The sequence below is a fragment of the Synechococcus sp. MIT S9452 genome (genome assembly GCF_047304245.1).
Lineage (GTDB): Bacteria > Cyanobacteriota > Cyanobacteriia > PCC-6307 > Cyanobiaceae > RCC307.
This window is the reverse complement of the sequence record NZ_CP138956.1, coordinates 649,063-666,062: the sequence shown is the minus strand read 5'-3', so window position 1 is coordinate 666,062 and position 17,000 is coordinate 649,063. Positions and strand designations below refer to the sequence as shown.

General features: G+C 62.0%; 21 protein-coding genes. 8 read left to right on the top strand and 13 right to left on the bottom strand.

From position 1 onward, the window contains the following. The first annotated feature begins 55 nt into the window (after positions 1–55). The gene (locus tag SIB46_RS03660) at positions 56–850 is read left to right on the top strand and encodes a hypothetical protein (RefSeq protein ID WP_413297195.1); all 795 of its coding nucleotides are present in this window, start codon (positions 56–58) and stop codon (positions 848–850) included. Here the strand turns inward: SIB46_RS03660 and SIB46_RS03655 are convergent. Then, on the bottom strand, positions 841–1,026 hold the full coding sequence (locus SIB46_RS03655; RefSeq protein WP_413297194.1) for a hypothetical protein: 186 nt from the start codon (positions 1,024–1,026) through the stop codon (positions 841–843). The genes SIB46_RS03660 and SIB46_RS03655 overlap by 10 nt on opposite strands. Before the next feature lie 92 nt (positions 1,027–1,118). Between SIB46_RS03655 and SIB46_RS03650 the strand changes: the two genes are divergently transcribed. Continuing rightward, positions 1,119–1,379, top strand: a complete 261-nt coding sequence (locus SIB46_RS03650; RefSeq protein ID WP_413297193.1) for a hypothetical protein — start codon at positions 1,119–1,121, stop codon at positions 1,377–1,379. Positions 1,380–1,495: 116 nt separating this feature from the next. Continuing rightward, on the top strand, positions 1,496–1,738 hold the full coding sequence (locus tag SIB46_RS03645) for a hypothetical protein (protein ID WP_011935353.1): 243 nt from the start codon (positions 1,496–1,498) through the stop codon (positions 1,736–1,738). A gap of 201 nt (positions 1,739–1,939) precedes the next feature. Here SIB46_RS03645 and SIB46_RS03640 read toward each other — a convergent pair whose 3' ends face one another. From SIB46_RS03640 to SIB46_RS03630, 3 genes are all read right to left on the bottom strand, one after another. Continuing rightward, complete coding sequence (locus tag SIB46_RS03640; protein ID WP_413297192.1) at positions 1,940–2,104, bottom strand: hypothetical protein; 165 nt, start codon at positions 2,102–2,104, stop codon at positions 1,940–1,942. A gap of 242 nt (positions 2,105–2,346) precedes the next feature. Continuing rightward, entirely contained in the window at positions 2,347–2,544 is a 198-nt protein-coding gene (locus SIB46_RS03635) for a hypothetical protein (RefSeq protein WP_413297191.1), read from the bottom strand. Between the two features lie 81 nt (positions 2,545–2,625). Further along, positions 2,626–3,414: an ABC transporter ATP-binding protein gene (locus SIB46_RS03630; protein WP_413297190.1), complete on the bottom strand. Its 789-nt coding sequence runs from the start codon at positions 3,412–3,414 to the stop codon at positions 2,626–2,628. Between the two features lie 38 nt (positions 3,415–3,452). Here SIB46_RS03630 and SIB46_RS03625 point away from each other — a divergent pair, with 38 nt between their 5' ends. Further along, positions 3,453–3,752, top strand: a complete 300-nt coding sequence (locus SIB46_RS03625) for an MTH1187 family thiamine-binding protein (protein ID WP_413297189.1) — start codon at positions 3,453–3,455, stop codon at positions 3,750–3,752. Here SIB46_RS03625 and SIB46_RS03620 read toward each other — a convergent pair. The 5 genes from SIB46_RS03620 to thrS form a co-directional block, all read right to left on the bottom strand. Continuing rightward, positions 3,749–5,827 (bottom strand): M3 family metallopeptidase, encoded by a 2,079-nt coding sequence (locus tag SIB46_RS03620; protein WP_413297188.1) that lies wholly within the window; start codon positions 5,825–5,827, stop codon positions 3,749–3,751. The two genes, SIB46_RS03625 and SIB46_RS03620, sit on opposite strands and share 4 nt — an antisense overlap. Positions 5,828–5,833: 6 nt before the next feature. Then, entirely contained in the window at positions 5,834–7,351 is a 1,518-nt protein-coding gene (locus tag SIB46_RS03615; protein WP_413297187.1) for an NAD(P)H-quinone oxidoreductase subunit 4, read from the bottom strand. Between the two features lie 66 nt (positions 7,352–7,417). Continuing rightward, entirely contained in the window at positions 7,418–8,362 is a 945-nt protein-coding gene (gene thrB / locus SIB46_RS03610) for a homoserine kinase (RefSeq protein ID WP_413297186.1), read from the bottom strand. Positions 8,363–8,388: 26 nt separating this feature from the next. Continuing rightward, on the bottom strand, positions 8,389–9,432 hold the full coding sequence (glk, locus tag SIB46_RS03605; RefSeq protein ID WP_413297185.1) for a glucokinase: 1,044 nt from the start codon (positions 9,430–9,432) through the stop codon (positions 8,389–8,391). A 48-nt stretch (positions 9,433–9,480) separates the two neighbouring features. After that, the gene (thrS, locus tag SIB46_RS03600) at positions 9,481–11,253 is read right to left on the bottom strand and encodes a threonine--tRNA ligase (RefSeq protein WP_413297184.1); all 1,773 of its coding nucleotides are present in this window, start codon (positions 11,251–11,253) and stop codon (positions 9,481–9,483) included. A 61-nt stretch (positions 11,254–11,314) separates the two neighbouring features. Between thrS and SIB46_RS03595 the strand changes: the two genes are divergently transcribed. From SIB46_RS03595 to SIB46_RS03585, 3 genes are all read left to right on the top strand, one after another. Further along, on the top strand, positions 11,315–11,764 hold the full coding sequence (locus SIB46_RS03595; RefSeq protein ID WP_413297183.1) for a TM2 domain-containing protein: 450 nt from the start codon (positions 11,315–11,317) through the stop codon (positions 11,762–11,764). A gap of 72 nt (positions 11,765–11,836) precedes the next feature. Continuing rightward, positions 11,837–12,424, top strand: a complete 588-nt coding sequence (locus SIB46_RS03590) for a hypothetical protein (protein ID WP_413297182.1) — start codon at positions 11,837–11,839, stop codon at positions 12,422–12,424. Continuing rightward, positions 12,424–13,251 carry a peptidoglycan recognition family protein gene (locus SIB46_RS03585; protein WP_413297181.1) on the top strand — a complete coding sequence of 276 codons (828 nt, stop codon included), beginning with the start codon at positions 12,424–12,426 and terminating at the stop codon, positions 13,249–13,251. The genes SIB46_RS03590 and SIB46_RS03585 overlap by 1 nt, the downstream gene beginning before the upstream one ends. Here the strand turns inward: SIB46_RS03585 and SIB46_RS03580 are convergent. Genes SIB46_RS03580 through SIB46_RS03570 form a run of 3 tightly spaced genes read right to left on the bottom strand, consistent with a single transcriptional unit; the run spans position 13,248 to position 15,888 of the window. Further along, positions 13,248–13,928 carry a CPP1-like family protein gene (locus SIB46_RS03580; RefSeq protein ID WP_413297180.1) on the bottom strand — a complete coding sequence of 227 codons (681 nt, stop codon included), beginning with the start codon at positions 13,926–13,928 and terminating at the stop codon, positions 13,248–13,250. The genes SIB46_RS03585 and SIB46_RS03580 overlap by 4 nt on opposite strands. 44 nt (positions 13,929–13,972) lie before the next feature. Then, complete coding sequence (locus SIB46_RS03575) at positions 13,973–14,218, bottom strand: hypothetical protein (protein WP_413297179.1); 246 nt, start codon at positions 14,216–14,218, stop codon at positions 13,973–13,975. Positions 14,219–14,250: 32 nt separating this feature from the next. Continuing rightward, positions 14,251–15,888, bottom strand: coding sequence for a peptide chain release factor 3 (locus tag SIB46_RS03570; RefSeq protein ID WP_413297178.1), 1,638 nt, complete (start codon positions 15,886–15,888; stop codon positions 14,251–14,253). 71 nt (positions 15,889–15,959) lie between these two features. Here SIB46_RS03570 and SIB46_RS03565 point away from each other — a divergent pair, with 71 nt between their 5' ends. Continuing rightward, the gene (locus SIB46_RS03565; RefSeq protein ID WP_413297177.1) at positions 15,960–16,202 is read left to right on the top strand and encodes a hypothetical protein; all 243 of its coding nucleotides are present in this window, start codon (positions 15,960–15,962) and stop codon (positions 16,200–16,202) included. Here the strand turns inward: SIB46_RS03565 and SIB46_RS03560 are convergent. Then, positions 16,196–16,957, bottom strand: coding sequence for a Coq4 family protein (locus SIB46_RS03560; RefSeq protein ID WP_413297176.1), 762 nt, complete (start codon positions 16,955–16,957; stop codon positions 16,196–16,198). The genes SIB46_RS03565 and SIB46_RS03560 overlap by 7 nt on opposite strands. Positions 16,958–17,000 lie beyond the last annotated feature (43 nt).

The following is a 17,000-nucleotide window of genomic DNA, read 5'->3' as shown; positions in this document are numbered from 1 at the left end:
GTTTTGAGCTGCCGCTGAGACCCTAATCAGGTCGTTCAGATCTGGAGCGCCGGTGATGACGGATCAGTGGGAACGCAATCGCCTCAACTTTGAAGGGATCTGGCAAGGCACCAGCCAGTGGTATGTCCGTCAAGACGACGGCGAGCTCAGCCTGAATCAGCCCACCACGGTGGTGGACCACACCCGTTATGCGATCAGCTTTGAGGATGCCGACACCGGCCTGTGGGATGGCACGGGGTTGTTCCTGGCTCCTGGCGGCGCCGCGCAATATCCCTTGAGCCGCTCCAACTACAACGCCTCAGGGGCTTGCTGGCAATTCGAAGCAGCTGGGGGGCAGTCGAGCCTGGAGGTTCCCACTGACCTGCCTCGCTTTGGCCATGAAATCAATCTCTTCTGTGGCCGCTCTCGCTCAATGCTGGTGCTGCTCTGGAAGCCGGATGGCCGCGATTGGCGTCTCAATGCCATAGGTGCTGTTGCCTTTCGCTGCCAGCTCAGTAACGAGAAAGAACCGGCCAGGCCCCAACCCAGTTCGATCGAAGCGTTGTTGGCGCCGTTGCACGGTTGCTCGGGCGTTGTCGAACGTTTCCGCCCCCAAGCCGGGCTGTCTGGCAGGCCATCAACGCCTGAGCCGATCCGCTGGGATCCCCAACGGTTTCTGCAAGCTGAGGTGCGTGGAGTCTTCGCTGATGGCTTGGTGTGCGGGGTTCCTGAGAGGTTGCCGAGTGGTGGGTTTGAGCTGGAGGTGGGATGTCTGCAGCCGTCGCGGTTTCAACAACTCAGCATCGTGTTTGATCAACACCACAAGCTCCAGTGCTGGGAGCGGCGGTGGTTCTCGCTTGATCAGGGATGACCACGCACCGCATAGAGCACCGCAAACAACACAACGCCACTGACAAACGCCACCACCAATGATTTCTTGGTGATCACCAAGGGCCGGCCGGTGTGCACCGTGGCAGCAAAGGCGTACAGCACCCCGTAGCCAATGCAGAAGGCTTTGGCGAAGACCAGGAGCAGGAGCCAATCCATGCTTTATCCCTAGCAAGCAGAGCCTGATAAGCAGGCTTTTGCACCAGTGGCCCTCCAATCGCCATAAGGTGCCTGGCTCTCGCCATTCTCAGATGGGACTCGATGCGCTCTTGAATGCGGCTCTGGGCGTTGCGCTCTCCAATGTCGCTGGGTCGCAGCCGGCGGCTCCATGGGCAACTGGCGCATCTCCCTTGGGTTCAGCAGCGCCACTGCTGGGGGAGTTGGTGCGGCAACTGCCCAGGCAGTCCCCTGTTCCTCAGCAGGTTTCAGCGCTGCAGGAGGTGGTGATGGATTCACGCGGTAACCGTTATCTCTGCGATGTGGGCTACGGGCTGTGTGAACGCATCGATTAAGTCACTGCGCAGCATTGGTTCATCACGTTTCGTGAGCTCTCGCAACGCTGAGTTTTGGTTTTCCCTTTGGCGCCAAGAACTCCTTAGACCGGAGGCACGACGTTGAAGGAGAGGCGATGACCTGGATTTCAGTGCGTAGTCCGGTGGCGTTTTCAGAGGCCCTGTTTGTTGATCCTCAGCAGGGCATGGTGGCGGTCTGCTTTCAGGGGCAATCCTGTTATCGCTACGAAGGTGTCGACAAACAGGCGATCAATCGCCTGTTGAAAGACCGCGATGAGCCCCTCAGTGATTGGGTGAACCACTACGTGATGTCGGCGCCGCGGGAATGCCCCACGCCATGGCAACTCGACGCGGGCTAACTAACGCCAGTTGTCATTGACTTCTCAGCCGGCTCTCAAGGCCGGCGGGGATGAGGTCGCCACACTCCTATTGACCTTCAAGGGGGAGTGCGGTGACACATCCTTGGCGACTCAATGGCCGGCGGGTCTATGTGTTCCGGCGCCCAACCCTGGCTGAGCGCTGTTGGGGCCTGTTGCGTTGGCTCGCGGGCTGAGCGCTCGCTAGCCCAAGGGAGGGACGGTGGCTGGCGAGAACATGCTCACCACCTTGTGCAGAGATGCGTTGTGCAGCGTTGCAGCCTGCTGCAAAGCGGCTTGGTGCTCAAACCAGTTTTGCGATGCCAGCACCGTGAAACCAACCAGCAGCAGGATGCAAAAGAAGCGCATGGCCGGATGGGGGCGGCAATTGGTTCGAGATTTTAGTTCGATGAGAGGTTGATAGCGGCGTCTTGTAATGGGTAGAAGTGCTTGTCTTTGGCGCTGAGTAGCGGATGAGGCAGTGAGATCGGTCTCGTCGCCTCATTCTGGTCTCAACCTAGATGGCGGGACAGGTCGTTGATCGTTGTGGTGGGAGCTTGCCTGGGCGTGACCTATCTGCTGTTGATCGCCCTGGATGTGCGCCTCTGAGCTCACAGCAACGGCTGCCTGTTTTGTTTGTCCAGCAGCTCGTTCAGCAGGTTGACGATCCCCTCCTGGTAGCTGGTGCCGTAACCCCCGTCAGCGAGGGCAGCGCGGATGGCAGCTTTCGCTTCTGGTTTCACAAAAATGGTGATCGCTGCTTTGCCGTGGCGGCTGCTTTGTTGGTTCGGATAAAAGCTGGCTGTCATGGATTGGCCTGAAAAGCTGGCTTTCATCAGGTTCCCTGCTGTGGCCCGGTGAGCGCCTCCCCCATTGGAGGGATTCTCCGCTCAGCCCGGCAGCACTTGCCGGTAACCATTGGCGCTCAGCAGCTGCAGCGGCGTTTCAAATAAGGCGCTCAAATTGGGGCTGGTGAGCACCTGATCGCAGGGTCCATCGGCCATCAGCTGGCCGGCTTTCAGCATCACGCAGCGCTGAATCTCAGGGATCACCGCTTCGATTTGGTGGGTCACCAGCAGCAAGGTGGTGCCGCTGCAGCTCAACTGGCGCATCAGCTCCAGCAATTGATGCCTGGCCTTGAGATCCAGCGCATTGGTGGGCTCATCGAGCACCAGCACATCAGGCTTGTGCACCAAGGCACGGGCGATCAGCAGGCGGCGGCGTTGGCCTTCTGAAAGTTGGCCAAATCGCTCTTGCGCTAAATCCAGCAAACCCAGCTGGTCCATTAACTCAGCTACCCGTTGCTGTATCGCAGATGTTGGGTTTTGGCTGCGGCCGATGCCCACCGAGCCAAAGCAGCCGGAGAGCACCACATCGTTGGCCCGCACAGCCGGGTTGTAGAGCCGCTCCAGGTCGCTGGAGACCAGGCCGATGCGCTGTCGCAATTGCCAGAGATTCACTGTGCGATCCCCGAACAGGCGCAGGCTTGATCCCTGTTGAACCACCGGATAGATCTCGCGGCTGATGAGTTTCACCAGGGCACTTTTGCCAGCCCCATTGGGGCCCAGCACCACAGTGTGCTCAGCAAGATTGAGCCGCAGGCTGAGGTTGTGAAACACGCGCCGCTCACCGATGTGGGCGGCCACACCCTCCAGCTCCAGGTAGGGCGTTGGGCTCATGGCTTCATGATGCAGCGGCGGCTGGATGAGCGCAGGCCATGAAGGTGATCGTTGATCTCTGCGTGGTCCCCATTGGCGTGGGGATCGATCTGGCTCCCTATGTGGCGGCCTGCCAGCAGGTGCTGCAGCAGCGCGGGCTCAAGCACCAATTGGGGCCCAACTCCACCGCCATCGAAGGCGACTGGGGCCCAGTGATGGAGGCGGTAAAGGCCTGCCATGAGGTGGTGCATGAACTGGGTGCACCGCGCATCTTCACCAGCCTCAAAATCAACAGCCGCACTGACCGCGATCAAGCGCTGGAAGAGAAGACAGCTGCGGTGCAGCAGCTGCTGGCCTAGGCGGCCACCAAGCCCGAATGGCGTAGCAACGCCTTGGCCGACGGCGGCCGGCCGCGGAAGGCTGAAAACACATCCGCTGGAGCTTCGCTGCCGCCACGGCTCAATACCGTGTCGCGGAATCGCCGGCCGGTGGCTTGTACCGCCTGCTCATCGTCGAGTCCGGCATCTTCAAAGGCGCTGAAGGCATCGGCGCTGAGCACCTCAGCCCACTTGTAGCTGTAGTAGCCGGCGCTGTAGCCCCCCGAAAAGATGTGGCCAAAGCTGCTCAGCAGGGCGTCTTCCTCAAGCAGCGGCAACACCGTTGTGGTTTCAGCTACCTGACGGCGCAACTGCTCTGGGCTCTGGCCATGGTCGGTACGCCATTGCTCATGCAGGCGCAAATCGGTGAGGGCCAGATGCACCTGGCGCAGGGTGGCGGCCCCGGCCATGAAGGTTTTGGCTTGCAGCAGTTTTTGGCGCTCAGCTTCAGGCAGGGGCTCACCGGTTTGCCAGTGGCGTGCCATGCCGTCGAGGGTGGGGCGGTCGTAGCACCAGTTCTCCATGAACTGGCTCGGCAGTTCCACCGCATCCCACTCAACGCCATTGATGCCGGCTGCTTCTGGCTCTTCAACGGTGGTGAGCATGTGCTGCAGGCCATGGCCGAACTCATGGAACAGCGTTTCCACCTCCCCAAAGCTCATCAGGCTGGGGGTCTCCCCCACCGGCGGGGTTTGGTTGCAAATCAAATAGGCCACCGGCAGCACCTTGCTGCCATCGGGGCTGGTGTGGCGGCCTAAGCAGTCGTCCATCCATGCGCCGCCGCGTTTGCTGCCCGGACGGCTAAACGGATCGAGGTAAAAGGCGGCCAGCGGTTCACCGCTGTTGGCATCGCTGATGCGGAAAAAGCGCACGTCGTCCTGCCAGATCGGCGCTTCCCCATCGGCGGCGCTGATGCGGATATCAAACAGGCGGCTGCAGAGGTTGAAGAGGCCATCGAGCACCTGGGGCAGGGGGAACCAGGGGCGCAGCGCTTCGCTGTCGAGATCAAAGCGCTGCCTGCGTAGCTGCTCCGACCAGTAGCTCACATCCCAGGGCTGCAGGGGTGAGCCCGCTAGGGCTTCCAGGTCTTTGAGCTCCTGTTGCGCTGCGCTATGGCTGGGGGCCCGCAGGTCTTCCAGCAGCGATTCCACGGCCTGCACCGAGGGAGCCATCTTGCTGGCCAGGCTCACTTCAGCCCAGTTGCCATAGCCCAAGAGGGCGGCTTTTTGCTGACGCAGGGCCAGGATTTGCCCCACCAACTCGCTGTTGTTGTGCTCGCCGCTGGCGGCTCGGCTGATGAAGCCGCGATACACCGTTTCGCGCAGATCACGCCGGCTGCTGTGTTGCAGAAAGGGGCCGTAGCGGGGGTAGTCCAAGCCCATCAGCCAGGGACCATCCGCCGCTGTGGCCTGCTCATGGCCCTTGCGCCGGGCTGAATCAGCCAGCAATTCCCGCAGGCTGTCGGGGCAGCCGTCCATTTCATCGGGGCTGCTGAGCAGCAGCTCCCATGAGGCGGTGGCATCCAGCACGTTGTTGGAAAAGCGGGTGCTCAACGATGTGAGCTCTTCTGTGAGCGCGTTGAAGCGCTCCTGCTCAGCACCTTCGAGTCCAACGCCACGGAGCTCCATGCCCAGCAATTCCTGCTGCAGGATGCGCCGGCGGCAGGGGCTGAGTTGATCGACTGCGCCCAGTTGCTTCAGGGCCCGGTAGATCGCTTTGGATTGGCCCAGCCGGCTGGAGAAACGCACCACGGCGGCCTGTTGCTGCTCATGGGCCTGGCGCAGCTCAGGTGTGTTGCAGACCATCAGCAGGTGGTTCACCACCCCCCAGCTCCAGCGCAGTTGCTCCCCCAGCTGCTGCATCGGCGGCATCAGATCGTCCCAGCGCAGCGTGTCGCCTTGGCCGTCCAGGCTGGATTCAATGCGGACCAGTTCAGCCTCCAGCTGCTCGAGCAGCCATGGCATTCCTTGGCTCACCGCCACTGGGGTGATGGCTTGATAGTCGGGTAACCCTTCCCCTTTCAGCAGGGGGTCCGCAGCAGCTGGGGCCTGGCCCATGGGCGATCAGCCAAAAACTGAAGGCAGTTCTAGGGCGGTCTGCACGGTGTTGTGAAGCTGGGCGGCGATGCTGTCGGTGGTGGCGTCGTAGAGGCCGGTGGCCAGCTGCGGCCAGAAGCCGATCATCAAGGTGGGCACCACCAGCACCAGCGCAATGGTGAGCTCTCTGGGGCTCATGTCGCCCAATTTGGCCAGAGCTGGAATCCGAGGTCCAAAGAACACCCGCCGGCACATGCTCAGCAGATACATCGGTGTGAGCACCAGGCCGATGGCCGCCAGCACGATGGTGATCACGCGGAAGCCCGTGGTGAAGGCGTCGTTGCTGGTGATTCCCAGGAACACGGTGATTTCGCTCACAAAGCCGCTCATGCCAGGCAGGGCAAGAGAGGCCAAGCAGGTGATCACAAACAAGGCAAAGGTGATTGGCAGCACCTTGGCCAAGCCGCCCATGTTCGGAATCGAGAGGGTTTTGGTGCGTTCGTAAAAGACGCCGGTGACAAAGAACAGGCCCGCGGCAATCAAGCCGTGGCTGATCATTTGCAGCATGGCGCCGCTGAGGCCGAGGTCATTGACGGCGGCAATGCCCAGCAGCACAAAGCCCATGTGGCTCACCGAGCTGCAGGCGATGCGTCGTTTGACGTTGTCTTGCGCGAAGGCGTTGAGGGCACCCCAAACGATGTTGACGATCCCCAGCACCATCAGCGCTGGGGCCAGTTGCAGGTGCGCATCCGGCAACATCTGCACGTTGAAGCGGATCAGCGCGTAGCCGCCCATCTTCAGCAGCACACCAGCCAGCAGCATCGAAATCGGTGCATTGGCTTCGCCGTGGGCATCCGGCAGCCAGGTATGGAGCGGGAACATCGGCAGCTTCACGCCAAAGCCGATCAGGAAGCCCAGGTAACAGAGCAATCCAAAGCTGCCGCCATAGCTGCGGCTGGCCAGTTCAGCCAAGTTGAGGGTGAAGCCGTCGCCATGGAAGGCCAGGGCTAGGCCGCTGATCAGGATCAGCAGCGAGGCGGTGGCGGTGTAGAGGATGAATTTGGTGGCGGCGTATTGGCGCCGCTGGCCGCCCCAAATGGCGATCAGCAGGTACACCGGCACCAGCTCGAGTTCCCAGGCCAGGAAGAACAGCAGAAAGTCCTGGGAGAGAAACACCACCGCTTGGGCGGAGGCTTGCGCCAGCAGCAGGGCGAAATACAGCCGTGGTTTGCGCTCCACATCCCAGCTGGCGGCCACCGTTAGCAAGGTGACCAAGCCACTGAGCAGCACCAAAGGGGCTGAAATGCCATCGGCGGCGAGCGACCACTGCAGCCCCATGGCCGGCAGCCAGTCGATCCGCTCGACCAATTGCAGGCTGCCAAAGGCGGGATCAAAGTGGCGGCTGAAGGACCACAACATCAGGCCGAGATCGGCCAGCAGCGTGGTGAAGGCCACCCAACGGCAGGCCTTCTGCAGCGAAGCCGGCAGCAGCACAAGGGCAAGTACGCCAGCCAGGGGTAACAGCACAATCAGGCTGAGATCCACGGGACGCGCTTGCGATACGTACGGCTCAACCTATCAGCCAGGGCTGAGCATTGTGAGTAGATCTACTCAGCTTGGTTTGGGCCTCCAGCGGCTGCCGCCGCTCTGCAGCTTCAACGGCAAGGCGCGGGTCTGCACCCCCTCTTGTTCCCAGCTCTTCTCCATCGCTTCGGCCACGGCTCGCCCCTTCTCCGGCGGGCAGAGGGCCAGCAGGCTGGGTCCGGCGCCGCTGATCACGCAGCCCCAAGCTCCAGCATCCATCGCCGCTTTGCGCACGGCGCTGCCGCCTTGGATCAGCGGCCAGCGGTAGGGCTCATGCAGCCGGTCGTGCATGCCATCGGTGATCAGATCGCCATTGCCACTGCGTAAACCCTGCAGCAGCAAGGTGAGCGAGCCCAGGTTGGACACGGCATCGGGTACCACAATCTGTTTGGGCATGGCCCGGCGGGCATCGGCGGTGGAGAGCCGAATGCTGGGGATCGCCACCACCGCTTGCACGTTCTCGTGCCACTCACAGCGCACCACGCGCCAGCGGCGGGAAGCGGCTTGGGCTGTCAGGCAGAGCCCACCCAGCAACGAGGGCACCACATTGTCGGGATGGCCTTCGATGTCGATGGCCAGCTCCAGCAGTTTTTCCTTGCCAAGCGCTTCACCGGCTAGGGCATTGGCTCCCATCAACCCCGCCACGATGGCGGTGGCACTGCTGCCCATGCCCCGCGCTGGTGGTACGGCCAGCTGCACCCGCGCCTCCAAGGCGATCGGCTGCATCCCCACTTCGCGCCATACCCGCTGGGCAGCGCGATACACGAGGTTGTCGGGGCCGCCGCGCAGGTGGGAGCCCTCTTTGCTCTCAATGATCAGCTCAAAGCGTTCAGCGCCCCCCTCCAGCACCTTGAGCTGGAACTGGTTGTTCAGATCAAGCGCTGCCCCAAGGCAGTCAAATCCAGGGCCGAGATTGGCGGTTGTCGCGGGGACATCCACCACCACGGTGGTGCCGATCTCCGGTTTTCCCATCGGTGTGCGTTGGGCGGCTCAGCCCGTTATTGAAGGCATCCTGCCAGCATGCGCGCACGGCAAGCGGCGCTGAACAAGCCCGCATCAGGGTCCACCAGGGCCCGCACCGGCAGCTTGTTGATGAAGCCTTCAAAACGCCCCTTGCAGCGCATCGGTGCCAAGAACGCATCGCTTTGCAACCGCTCCAGCTGCTTGATGGCGGTGCCGCCGCCCACCCAGAGCCCACCGGTGGAAAGGGTTTGCAGCGCCAGATCACCGGCGGCTGAGCCATAGGCCCCAAGCCAAATCTGCTCGGCTTTGCTGGCCAGAAGGTCCCCATCACGGGCCCGCTGCGCCACCAGGGCGGGTAGATCGGGTCGTCCAGGCGTGCCAGGGGCTTGCTGATGCCAGTCCATGGCGGCCTGGTGCAAGTCGCTGATGGGTTGCTCGCCGCCGCAGTGCAGCAGCCAGAGGAAGACCAGGCCCAGGCCGGTGCCGCTGACAATCCGCTCCACCGAGAGCCGTTCGAGCTGCAACTCGCGCCGCAACCAACCGAGCATCAGCATCTCCTCGGCATTGCGCGGCGGAAATTCCCGGTGCCCGCCTTCACTCGGCAGGGTCATCAAGGCCCCATTGCTGAGCCGCACGCCGCTCGCCATGCCGAGGCCTGTGCCGGCACCGAGGATGGCGATGGGCCCTTGGGGATCAGCCTCCCCCTCCTGCAGCACAACCTGCTGCTCCTCGCTCAGATGGGGGAGCCCATAGACCAACACGGCGAAATCATTCACCAGCTCCAGTTGGTTGAGACCCCCATCGGCCGCGAGGGCGGATTGTTCGAGATCCCAGGGCAAGTTGGTGATGTGGGCGCGTCCTTGACGCACCGGTCCGGCAACGGCGATGCAGCCGGCGGCCACCTCGGCGCCGTTGTTGTTGTGGTCGGCAAAAAAGCGCTGCAGCATCGGCCCGAGGTGGGGCCATTCCGCCGAGATGTAGCGCTCGCGAGCAACGCAGCTCAGTTGATCGCCGTCGCTGCGATACAGCGCCAGCAAGGTCTTGGTTCCGCCCAGATCACCGGCCAGCAGCAGCGTCATCAGCCCACCCGATCGCGCTCAGGCTGGCCATGGCAGTGGGTGCTTCGGTTAAGACGCGCTCAGTTCCAAACCCGCGGCGCGCGCAGCATTGGCTGTGGTCGCGGCCTGGAGGAGGTGGCTTCGGGCCACAGAACCGAGATCACCCTGCCGGCGGCTGCGCAAGCTCAAGGTGCCCTGCTCGGCTTCTTGGGCGCCGATCACAGCCAGCACTGGGATTTTCTGCTGCTCTCCCGAGCGGATCAGCTTGCCGAGGCGCTCGCCACTGCGATCGATGCGGCTGCGGATGCCAGCAGCTGTGAGCTCGCTTTGGAGTGTTTCGGCATAGGCCATCACCTCATCGGTGACCGGCAGCAGCCGGATCTGTTCAGGGGCCAGCCAGAAGGGGAAATCGCCGGCGTAGTTCTCGGTCATGATCCCGAAGAACCGTTCCAGGGAGCCGAAAATGGCCCGGTGGATCATGATCGGCCGCTGCCTGGAGCCATCGGCGGCGACGTACTCCAAACCAAAGCGTTCAGGCAGGTTGAAATCCAGCTGAATCGTTGAGCACTGCCACATGCGCCCGATGGCGTCTTCGATCTTCAGATCGATCTTGGGGCCATAGAACGCTCCGCCCCCTTCATCGATCTTGTAGTCCCAGCCCTTGCGCTGCAGGGCTTCGGTGAGTCCCTTGGTGGCCAGGTCCCACACGGCGTCATCACCGATGGATTTCTCCGGCCGGGTTGAGAGGTTGATCTCGTAGTTGCGGAAATCAAAGGCGGACAGGATTGTCTCGGTGAGGTCGAGGATCTTGAGGATTTCGTCGCTGATCTGCTCGGGCAGGCAGAACACGTGGGCGTCGTCTTGGGTGAAGCCGCGCACCCGCATCAGCCCGTGCATCACGCCAGGCCGCTCGTAGCGATACACCGTGCCCAATTCGGCCCAGCGAATGGGCAGTTCCTTGTAGCTCCGCAACGTGCTGGCGTAGGTGAGCACATGGAAGGGGCAGTTCATCGGCTTGAGCTGGTACTCCCGCTCATCGACCGTCATCGGGCCGAACATCGATTCGCTGTAAAAATCCAAGTGGCCTGAGGTCTTCCACAGGTCGATGTCGGCCACATGGGGCGTGTAGAGCAGTTCGTAGCCCCCGGCGAAGTGGGCTTCGCGCCAGAAGTCTTCGATCAGCAGACGCATCCGGGCGCCGCGGGGATGCCAGAACACCAAGCCAGCGCCGGCTTCATCTTCGATTGAAAACAGATCCAGATCGGTGCCGATGCGGCGGTGGTCGCGGCGTTTGGCTTCTTCAATGCGGCGCTTGTGCTCGCTGAGCTGCTCCGGCGTTTCAAAGGCGGTGCCGTAAATCCGCTGCAGCTGTTGCCGGTTCTCATCACCGCGCCAGTAGGCGCCGGCCACGCTCTCCAACTCGAAGGCTTTGGCATTGAGCTGGCCGGTGTGCTCCACATGGGGACCAGCGCAGAGATCCCACCACTTCTCCCCCAAGGTGTAGAGGGTGATGGGCTCCTGCAGCCCTTCGAGGATTTCGAGTTTGTAGGGCTCGTTTTGAGCTTTTATCCGCGTTTCGGCTTCTGCGCGGCTTACCTCAACCCGCTCGAGGGGCAGTTTTTGGTTGATGATCTTGATCATCGCCTTCTTGATGGCCTTGAGGTCGGCCTCGGTGAAGGGGTCGGGATTATCGAAGTCGTAATAGAAGCCCGTCTCGGTCCAGGGGCCGATGGTGACGCGGGCTTTGGGGAAGAGCTGCTGCACAGCCATGGCCATCACATGGCTCATGGAATGGCGAATCTTGAGCAGCTGAGGGCTTTCGCTGGTCTTGGGAAGCGCCACGGCGGCTGCTGAAGACACCGACTCTTTTGCAGTGAGAATGGGGATCTTACGCAGCACGGGTGTGCCCCGAGCCGTTTCCCAATCCGATCAACCGTTGCGCCGGTTGGATCTGTCCTATCTGCTGTGGTGCCTTTCGCTGGTGGGCATCTGCGGCGCCCAGCGGATCTACAACCGCCGGCCCCTCAGTGGCGTGTTGTATCTGCTCAGCTTTGGGCTGCTGGGCATCGGCACGGTGGTGGATCTGTTTTTGATTCCCTCGTTGGTACGCCATGCCAATGCCCCCACGCTGTTGGATCAGGCGCGCGCTGCGGTGGAGCCGATTGATCGCCAACTGCTACTGCTCGCCCGCAGCAAAGGTTCAGCCGGTTTCAGCCTCAATGACGCCGTTCTTGCATTGGATCCGTCCGTTGAGCTCGCTGAGCTGCGCCGTGTATTGGACGACTTGCAACAGCACGAGCTGCTGCTGATCAGCAATGACGAGCAGGGGCGGGTGGTTTACCGGGAGCCCTGAAACCGGGGGCGCGTAACAGTTGTGGCTCAAATTGGACTCAGTTTCTACGTTTGTGTTATTGGGCTGAGTTGAATGACTGCCACCCCCCTGCGGCCACCGCTGCTGCTGTTGCAACACAGCTGGCAGCGCTACCGCCAAGCCCCTGTGCTGCTGGCCGGTTGGGCGTTGGGGTGGATGCTGCTCGGGCAGCTGATGGCCCTGTTGCCTTTGCCGATTTGGTTGCAGTTTGGTGCCAGCCTTCTGTGCTTCAGCTGGGCCAGCGCTGGACTCATCGACCTGGCGCAGCGGCAATCCCCCTTGACCTTGGCCAGCCTTTGGCTGCCCTTGCGCCGGGCCCCGTGGCCGCTGTTGCTGCTGCCGCTGCTCGTGGGCACGTTGGTGGCCTTGGCTTCCTTGGCGTTTGTGCTGCCGGGTGTGGTGTTGCTGCTGGCCTGGAGCTTGGCTCTGCCGCTGTTGCTCGATCGAGGCGGTGAAGCCTGGGATGCCATGGCCCGCAGCGCTCAACTGGTGGTACGCCGCCGTCAGCAGGTTTTGGTGCCTTTGCTGCTGCTCTGGGGGCTGACGCTCTTAGCGCTTGGCATTGGCTGGTGGCTGCTGGGATTGTGGCTTCCCCTGGCTGCCTTTTTGCTGCAGGCTCTCTACAGCTCCACTAAGGCTTGATGCCTGCCTTCCCGGTCCGTCCGGTTGCCGCTGTGCTGCTTGGAATGGGGCTGGGTGTGGCTGCTGTGGTGGTCGCCGAGCGCGAGCCGCCAATCGCCCCAGAGCCCAAGCCTGGATGGGCCCAAGGGGCTGGCTTGCAACCGCTATTGCGGCCCAATCCGCAGGCAGCCAGCCTCTGCGCCGCCAAGTTGGCGGTTCGCGAACGGCCCACACCAGCGGATCCCACCAATTTCGGCGAACGCCGACCCACCGATGCTGAAGGGGGGCTGGTGCCCAACCAGCCATCGGTCATCGTTTTGCATGAAACGGTGATGTCACTGGGCGACACGCTGCGCTTTTTTCAGACGCCCCATCCCCGTGATGCCGATCAGGCCAGCTATCACTTGCTGCTGGATCGTCGCGGCATGGCCTACCGCTTGGTTCCTGATGCCAAGCGGGCCTTTGGTTCAGGGTGGAGTGCTTGGGGGGATGGCTCAATTCGGCACCGTCCTTTGAGCAGCCCTTTGGCTGGTGGCTCGATCAACAACGTTGCTTTGCACCTCAGCCTTGAGTCGCCCGCTGATGGCCGCGGCGATGACGATGCCCATAGCGGCTATAGCCGAGCGCAGTATGAGCGCCTGGCGGAGCATGTGCTGATCTGGCAGTTGCGCTGGGGCATACCCATGCGCCGGATCACTACCCATGCCGTGGTCGACCGCAGCCACAGCCGCCGCGATCCCCGCAGTTTTCGTTGGGAGAAGTTTGACCGCGCCTGGCTGCAGGCGGCCTCCAGCTGCGGCATCAGCGCCGAGGGTCCCTATGGCCTTGATGCCATGCCCCAGGTTTAGTCAACCAATACCGAGAGAGCCGCAAGCAGGATCAAGGTGGGCAGGGCTGCCAATTGAGAGGGGGTAATCGGCAGCCCAGAAGCCGCCAGGCCGCTGCTGGTTAGGCCCCCCAGCACGGTGCCCACGATCAACACCAGCAGCGTGAGGCCAACGCTGCGGAAAAACTTGCGGCTGCGGCGCTGCAGGTTGGCAATGGTGATCAGTGCGGCCACCGACAGCAGAAGTTCCGGTGTGCCCGCTTGTTGGCCGATCAACAGCAGGACCACCAGCAACAGGCCCTGGGCCGCCAAGGGCTGCCAAAGCTGCTCGCCTTCGGCGAGATTCAGCTCGGGCATGGCGATGGAGAGTTGAGGTTTGGGGATTGCTGGTAGCGATGGCAAGCGCGGCAGCCCCCCGCCACTCAGCCCGCCCGAGCTGCTGCCGCCAGCTTCCTGTTTGGATGCGGTGGCGGCAGCACCGGTGAGTTGCCCGAGCTGACGTTCTTTAAGGCTCTGCATCAGCAGCGCGTCGTAAGCCGCTTCCACCTGGGCGCGGGCCTTCATGTCGTCGGCTGCGAGTTCAGCCAACCGGGCCACTTTGGCGTTTTGAACCGCCTCGAAGCTGGCGCCTGGCTTGAGGCCTAAGCGTTCGTAGGGGTCGTTGCTATCGGGATTGGCGGGTGGCGGAGCCTGGGCCATGAACTTGGGCCTATTAAGGGAAAGCGTATCGGCGAACGACTCGTTCAGAACAGCGGCTGGCCCGGCTTGAAACCCATTGCCAAGAGATTTTGTTGCCGCTGTTGGGCTGCTTCGAAGCTCACCGTGAAGCGATGTTTGAGCAAGGGCATCTGCGGCGGCAGATGGGAACCCTCAACCCATTCCAGTTGCTGTTGATCGGATGAGCGCACGCGCACGTAGTCGCAGCTGCCATCGCGATGGCTTTTGACCCACCACTGAATCAGCACGTTGAACCGTTCAGAGGCCAACATCCTGGCGAGAGAATCGCGCCAGCGTGGTTCCTTTAGAGACTGATTGGTTCGAGACCGCTAACAACTGGCGCGACGGAGGCGAGCTCCATCTCGGGGTGATCTTCGATCAGTTGATTCAGGTTCCAATCGTTTTTGAACAGCAGCACTGGCCGGTCCCAGGCATCACGAACGGTTTTGCAGTTGAAGATGCGGCCCAACTTCTCGAGTTCACCCCAACCACCACTCACCCAGCGCGCCACGCTGAATCCCAGTGGTTCTAGCCGCGTTGGCACGCCGTATTCGTTCTCCAGCCGGTGTTGCACCACCTCCAGTTGCAGCTGGCCCACCGCCGCCAGGATCGGATCGCGCTTGCTCTGGTCGGTGTCATAGAGGATTTGAACGGCGCCTTCCTCCCGCAGTTCATTGACTCCTTTGCGGAAGTTTTTGAAGGCTGAGGGGTTGGGATTACGCAACCAGGCAAAGATCTCCGGGCTGAAGCAGGGGATGCCCTCGTATTCCACGCGCGGGCCGATGTAAAGGGTGTCGCCGATGGCAAACATGCCCGGGTTGTTGAGACCGATCACATCGCCCGGGTAGGCCTCTTCCACCACCTCCCGGTCTTGGCCAAACAGCTTTTGCGGGCGCGATAAGCGAATCGCCCGTCCGCTTCTGGCGTGTTGCACGGTCATGTCCTTTTCGAACTTGCCCGAGCAGACCCGCACAAAGGCCACGCGGTCGCGGTGGCGGCTGTCCATGTTGGCTTGCAGCTTGAAGACGAAGCCGCTGAATTCCGGGCGCAGTGGATCGATGGGACCTTCATGGCTTTGCCGTGCCACGGGTTGTTGGGCTAATTCCAGAAAGGCATTGAGAAAAGGACGAACGCCAAAGTTCGTCATGGCGCTGCCGAAAAACACGGGCGTCTGCTCGCCGGCATGGACCAACTCCAGATCCAGGTCGGCCCCAGCCTCCTGCAGCAACTCCAGTTCCTCGAGCGCTTGATCCAGCAGCTCGGGTTCCACCAGCTGCCGTAGCTCAGGGTCGGCGGCATCCAGGCTGCGTTCACTGGCTTGCCGGCCCCGCTCAGCCCGTTCAAACAAGGTGACCTGACGAGTGCGTCGATCGATCACCCCACGGAAATGTTCGCCGCTGCCAATCGGCCAGTTCACCGCCCAGGGCAGCAACTCCAGCTCCTTCTCAATTTCATCGAGCAGCTCGAGTGGTTCTCGGCCAGGCCGGTCCATCTTGTTGATGAACGTAAAAATCGGGATCTCCCGCATGCGGCAGACCTCAAACAACTTGCGGGTTTGAGGTTCGAGCCCCTTGGCGGCGTCCTCCAGCATCACCGCGTTGTCTGCAGCCGCCAGGGTTCGGTAGGTGTCTTCGGAGAAATCCTGGTGGCCAGGGGTGTCCAGCAGGTTGATGGTGCTGCCGAAGTAGTCGAACTGCAGCACCGTTGAGGTAATGGAAATGCCCCGTTGCTTTTCCAGCTCCATCCAGTCGGAGGTCACCCGCCGCTGCTCACCCCGAGCTTTGACCGCTCCGGCCTGCTGAATGGCACCGCCGTAGAGCAGAAGCTTTTCGGTGAGAGTTGTTTTACCGGCGTCGGGGTGGGAGATGATCGCGAAGTTGCGGCGCTTGGCGACCGCTTCATCCATCTCGGCGCTGGTCAGGTCCTGCGGGCTGGGCGCCATGGGGCTTCTGCTGAACAGCGCAAAGCACAAGCTTCCCACTCCGTAATCTGCTGAGCAGTGAAGGTGCTGTGGTGCCGCTGCCTGATCCGGACCGTTTGCCGACCCAGCGGGTGTTCGACAACCCCGATGGCTTCGCCATGGCCTTCAGTGAAGCCTGGGAGGAGTACGAGCGGCAGCATCCAGGCCATGGCCTCGAGCGCGACGCCAAGCTCAAGCTTGTGTTGGAAAGCTTGGCGGAGCATCCATTTCTGCTGCGGGAGCCCGAACAAGCCCAGCAGTTGGTGCAATTTCGGATGCGTTTGCTGGGCTACTGAGCCAACCCATAGGCCAAGGGGTTGGCCGGATGACTGATCCCCAGCTCATCGCGCCATTGCTCAAGCGGCTTGTCCCAGCGGTCTTCCCAGCGCATGGCGGCCAGTGTTTTGGCGCCAAAGCCAAGGCTGATGCCATGGCTGATGGCTTGGCTCATCTCGCCAAACGATTCGGGTTGCAAGCGAAAGCGGCTGATCGCGGCTGCATTGGTGAGGCTGACGTAAGCAGGGAAACCGATTTGCATCGCGGTGATGGCCAGTACACCGGCTTCTCCCTCCGGGCGGGTGCAGAAACCAGCCACCACGTGATGAATGTCGTGGGTTGTGGCAATGCGTTGCGTCAGCCACTGGGCGTCTGATTCCACCGGCCGCGGACGGAAGAAGTCGGGGTCATAGCCCTGCCCCAAGATCAGCTTTGCGTACTGAAAACCAAGGCTGTTGCTGGGGAGTTGCTGCATTCGTTCGAGATCAGGCTGCAGCGGCGGGTAACGCTCCTCCAGCAAGGCGGCGCCATCTGGATCGGCCCGAAAGCGCTCCAGGCAGGCCTCCATTTGTGGTGTATCCAAAAAGCTGTCCACCAGATCAGCCACGCTGCTGAGCTCCCCTTTCTGCCGGCCAACCTCCACCACCAAGCGGGCTTGCTTGAGGGTTTGCAGCAGGGTCTTGAAGCGCGCCATCACGGCCAAAGCTTGTTGTTGCCGGACTAGCCACAGCCATGGCAGCCCGTTGCTGGTAATGGCCAGATCAGCGGCCGTCATCCATGGGCTACCGCTTCCTGTGGGGTTTCCGCTTCCCTCTACC

What these genes read in the sequence shown, in the direction of transcription:
- SIB46_RS03660 (WP_413297195.1), top strand. Translation starts at nt 56, where the DNA reads ATGACGGATCAGTGGGAACGCAATCGCCTCAACTTTGAAGGGATCTGG.
- SIB46_RS03655 (WP_413297194.1), bottom strand. Translation starts at nt 1,026, where the DNA reads ATGGATTGGCTCCTGCTCCTGGTCTTCGCCAAAGCCTTCTGCATTGGC.
- SIB46_RS03650 (WP_413297193.1), top strand. Translation starts at nt 1,119, where the DNA reads ATGGGACTCGATGCGCTCTTGAATGCGGCTCTGGGCGTTGCGCTCTCC.
- SIB46_RS03645 (WP_011935353.1), top strand. Translation starts at nt 1,496, where the DNA reads ATGACCTGGATTTCAGTGCGTAGTCCGGTGGCGTTTTCAGAGGCCCTG.
- SIB46_RS03640 (WP_413297192.1), bottom strand. Translation starts at nt 2,104, where the DNA reads ATGCGCTTCTTTTGCATCCTGCTGCTGGTTGGTTTCACGGTGCTGGCA.
- SIB46_RS03635 (WP_413297191.1), bottom strand. Translation starts at nt 2,544, where the DNA reads ATGACAGCCAGCTTTTATCCGAACCAACAAAGCAGCCGCCACGGCAAA.
- SIB46_RS03630 (WP_413297190.1), bottom strand. Translation starts at nt 3,414, where the DNA reads ATGAGCCCAACGCCCTACCTGGAGCTGGAGGGTGTGGCCGCCCACATC.
- SIB46_RS03625 (WP_413297189.1), top strand. Translation starts at nt 3,453, where the DNA reads ATGAAGGTGATCGTTGATCTCTGCGTGGTCCCCATTGGCGTGGGGATC.
- SIB46_RS03620 (WP_413297188.1), bottom strand. Translation starts at nt 5,827, where the DNA reads ATGGGCCAGGCCCCAGCTGCTGCGGACCCCCTGCTGAAAGGGGAAGGG.
- thrB (WP_413297186.1), bottom strand. Translation starts at nt 8,362, where the DNA reads ATGGGAAAACCGGAGATCGGCACCACCGTGGTGGTGGATGTCCCCGCG.
- glk (WP_413297185.1), bottom strand. Translation starts at nt 9,432, where the DNA reads ATGACGCTGCTGCTGGCCGGTGATCTGGGCGGAACCAAGACCTTGCTG.
- SIB46_RS03590 (WP_413297182.1), top strand. Translation starts at nt 11,837, where the DNA reads ATGACTGCCACCCCCCTGCGGCCACCGCTGCTGCTGTTGCAACACAGC.
- SIB46_RS03585 (WP_413297181.1), top strand. Translation starts at nt 12,424, where the DNA reads ATGCCTGCCTTCCCGGTCCGTCCGGTTGCCGCTGTGCTGCTTGGAATG.
- SIB46_RS03580 (WP_413297180.1), bottom strand. Translation starts at nt 13,928, where the DNA reads ATGGCCCAGGCTCCGCCACCCGCCAATCCCGATAGCAACGACCCCTAC.
- SIB46_RS03575 (WP_413297179.1), bottom strand. Translation starts at nt 14,218, where the DNA reads ATGTTGGCCTCTGAACGGTTCAACGTGCTGATTCAGTGGTGGGTCAAA.
- SIB46_RS03570 (WP_413297178.1), bottom strand. Translation starts at nt 15,888, where the DNA reads ATGGCGCCCAGCCCGCAGGACCTGACCAGCGCCGAGATGGATGAAGCG.
- SIB46_RS03560 (WP_413297176.1), bottom strand. Translation starts at nt 16,957, where the DNA reads ATGACGGCCGCTGATCTGGCCATTACCAGCAACGGGCTGCCATGGCTG.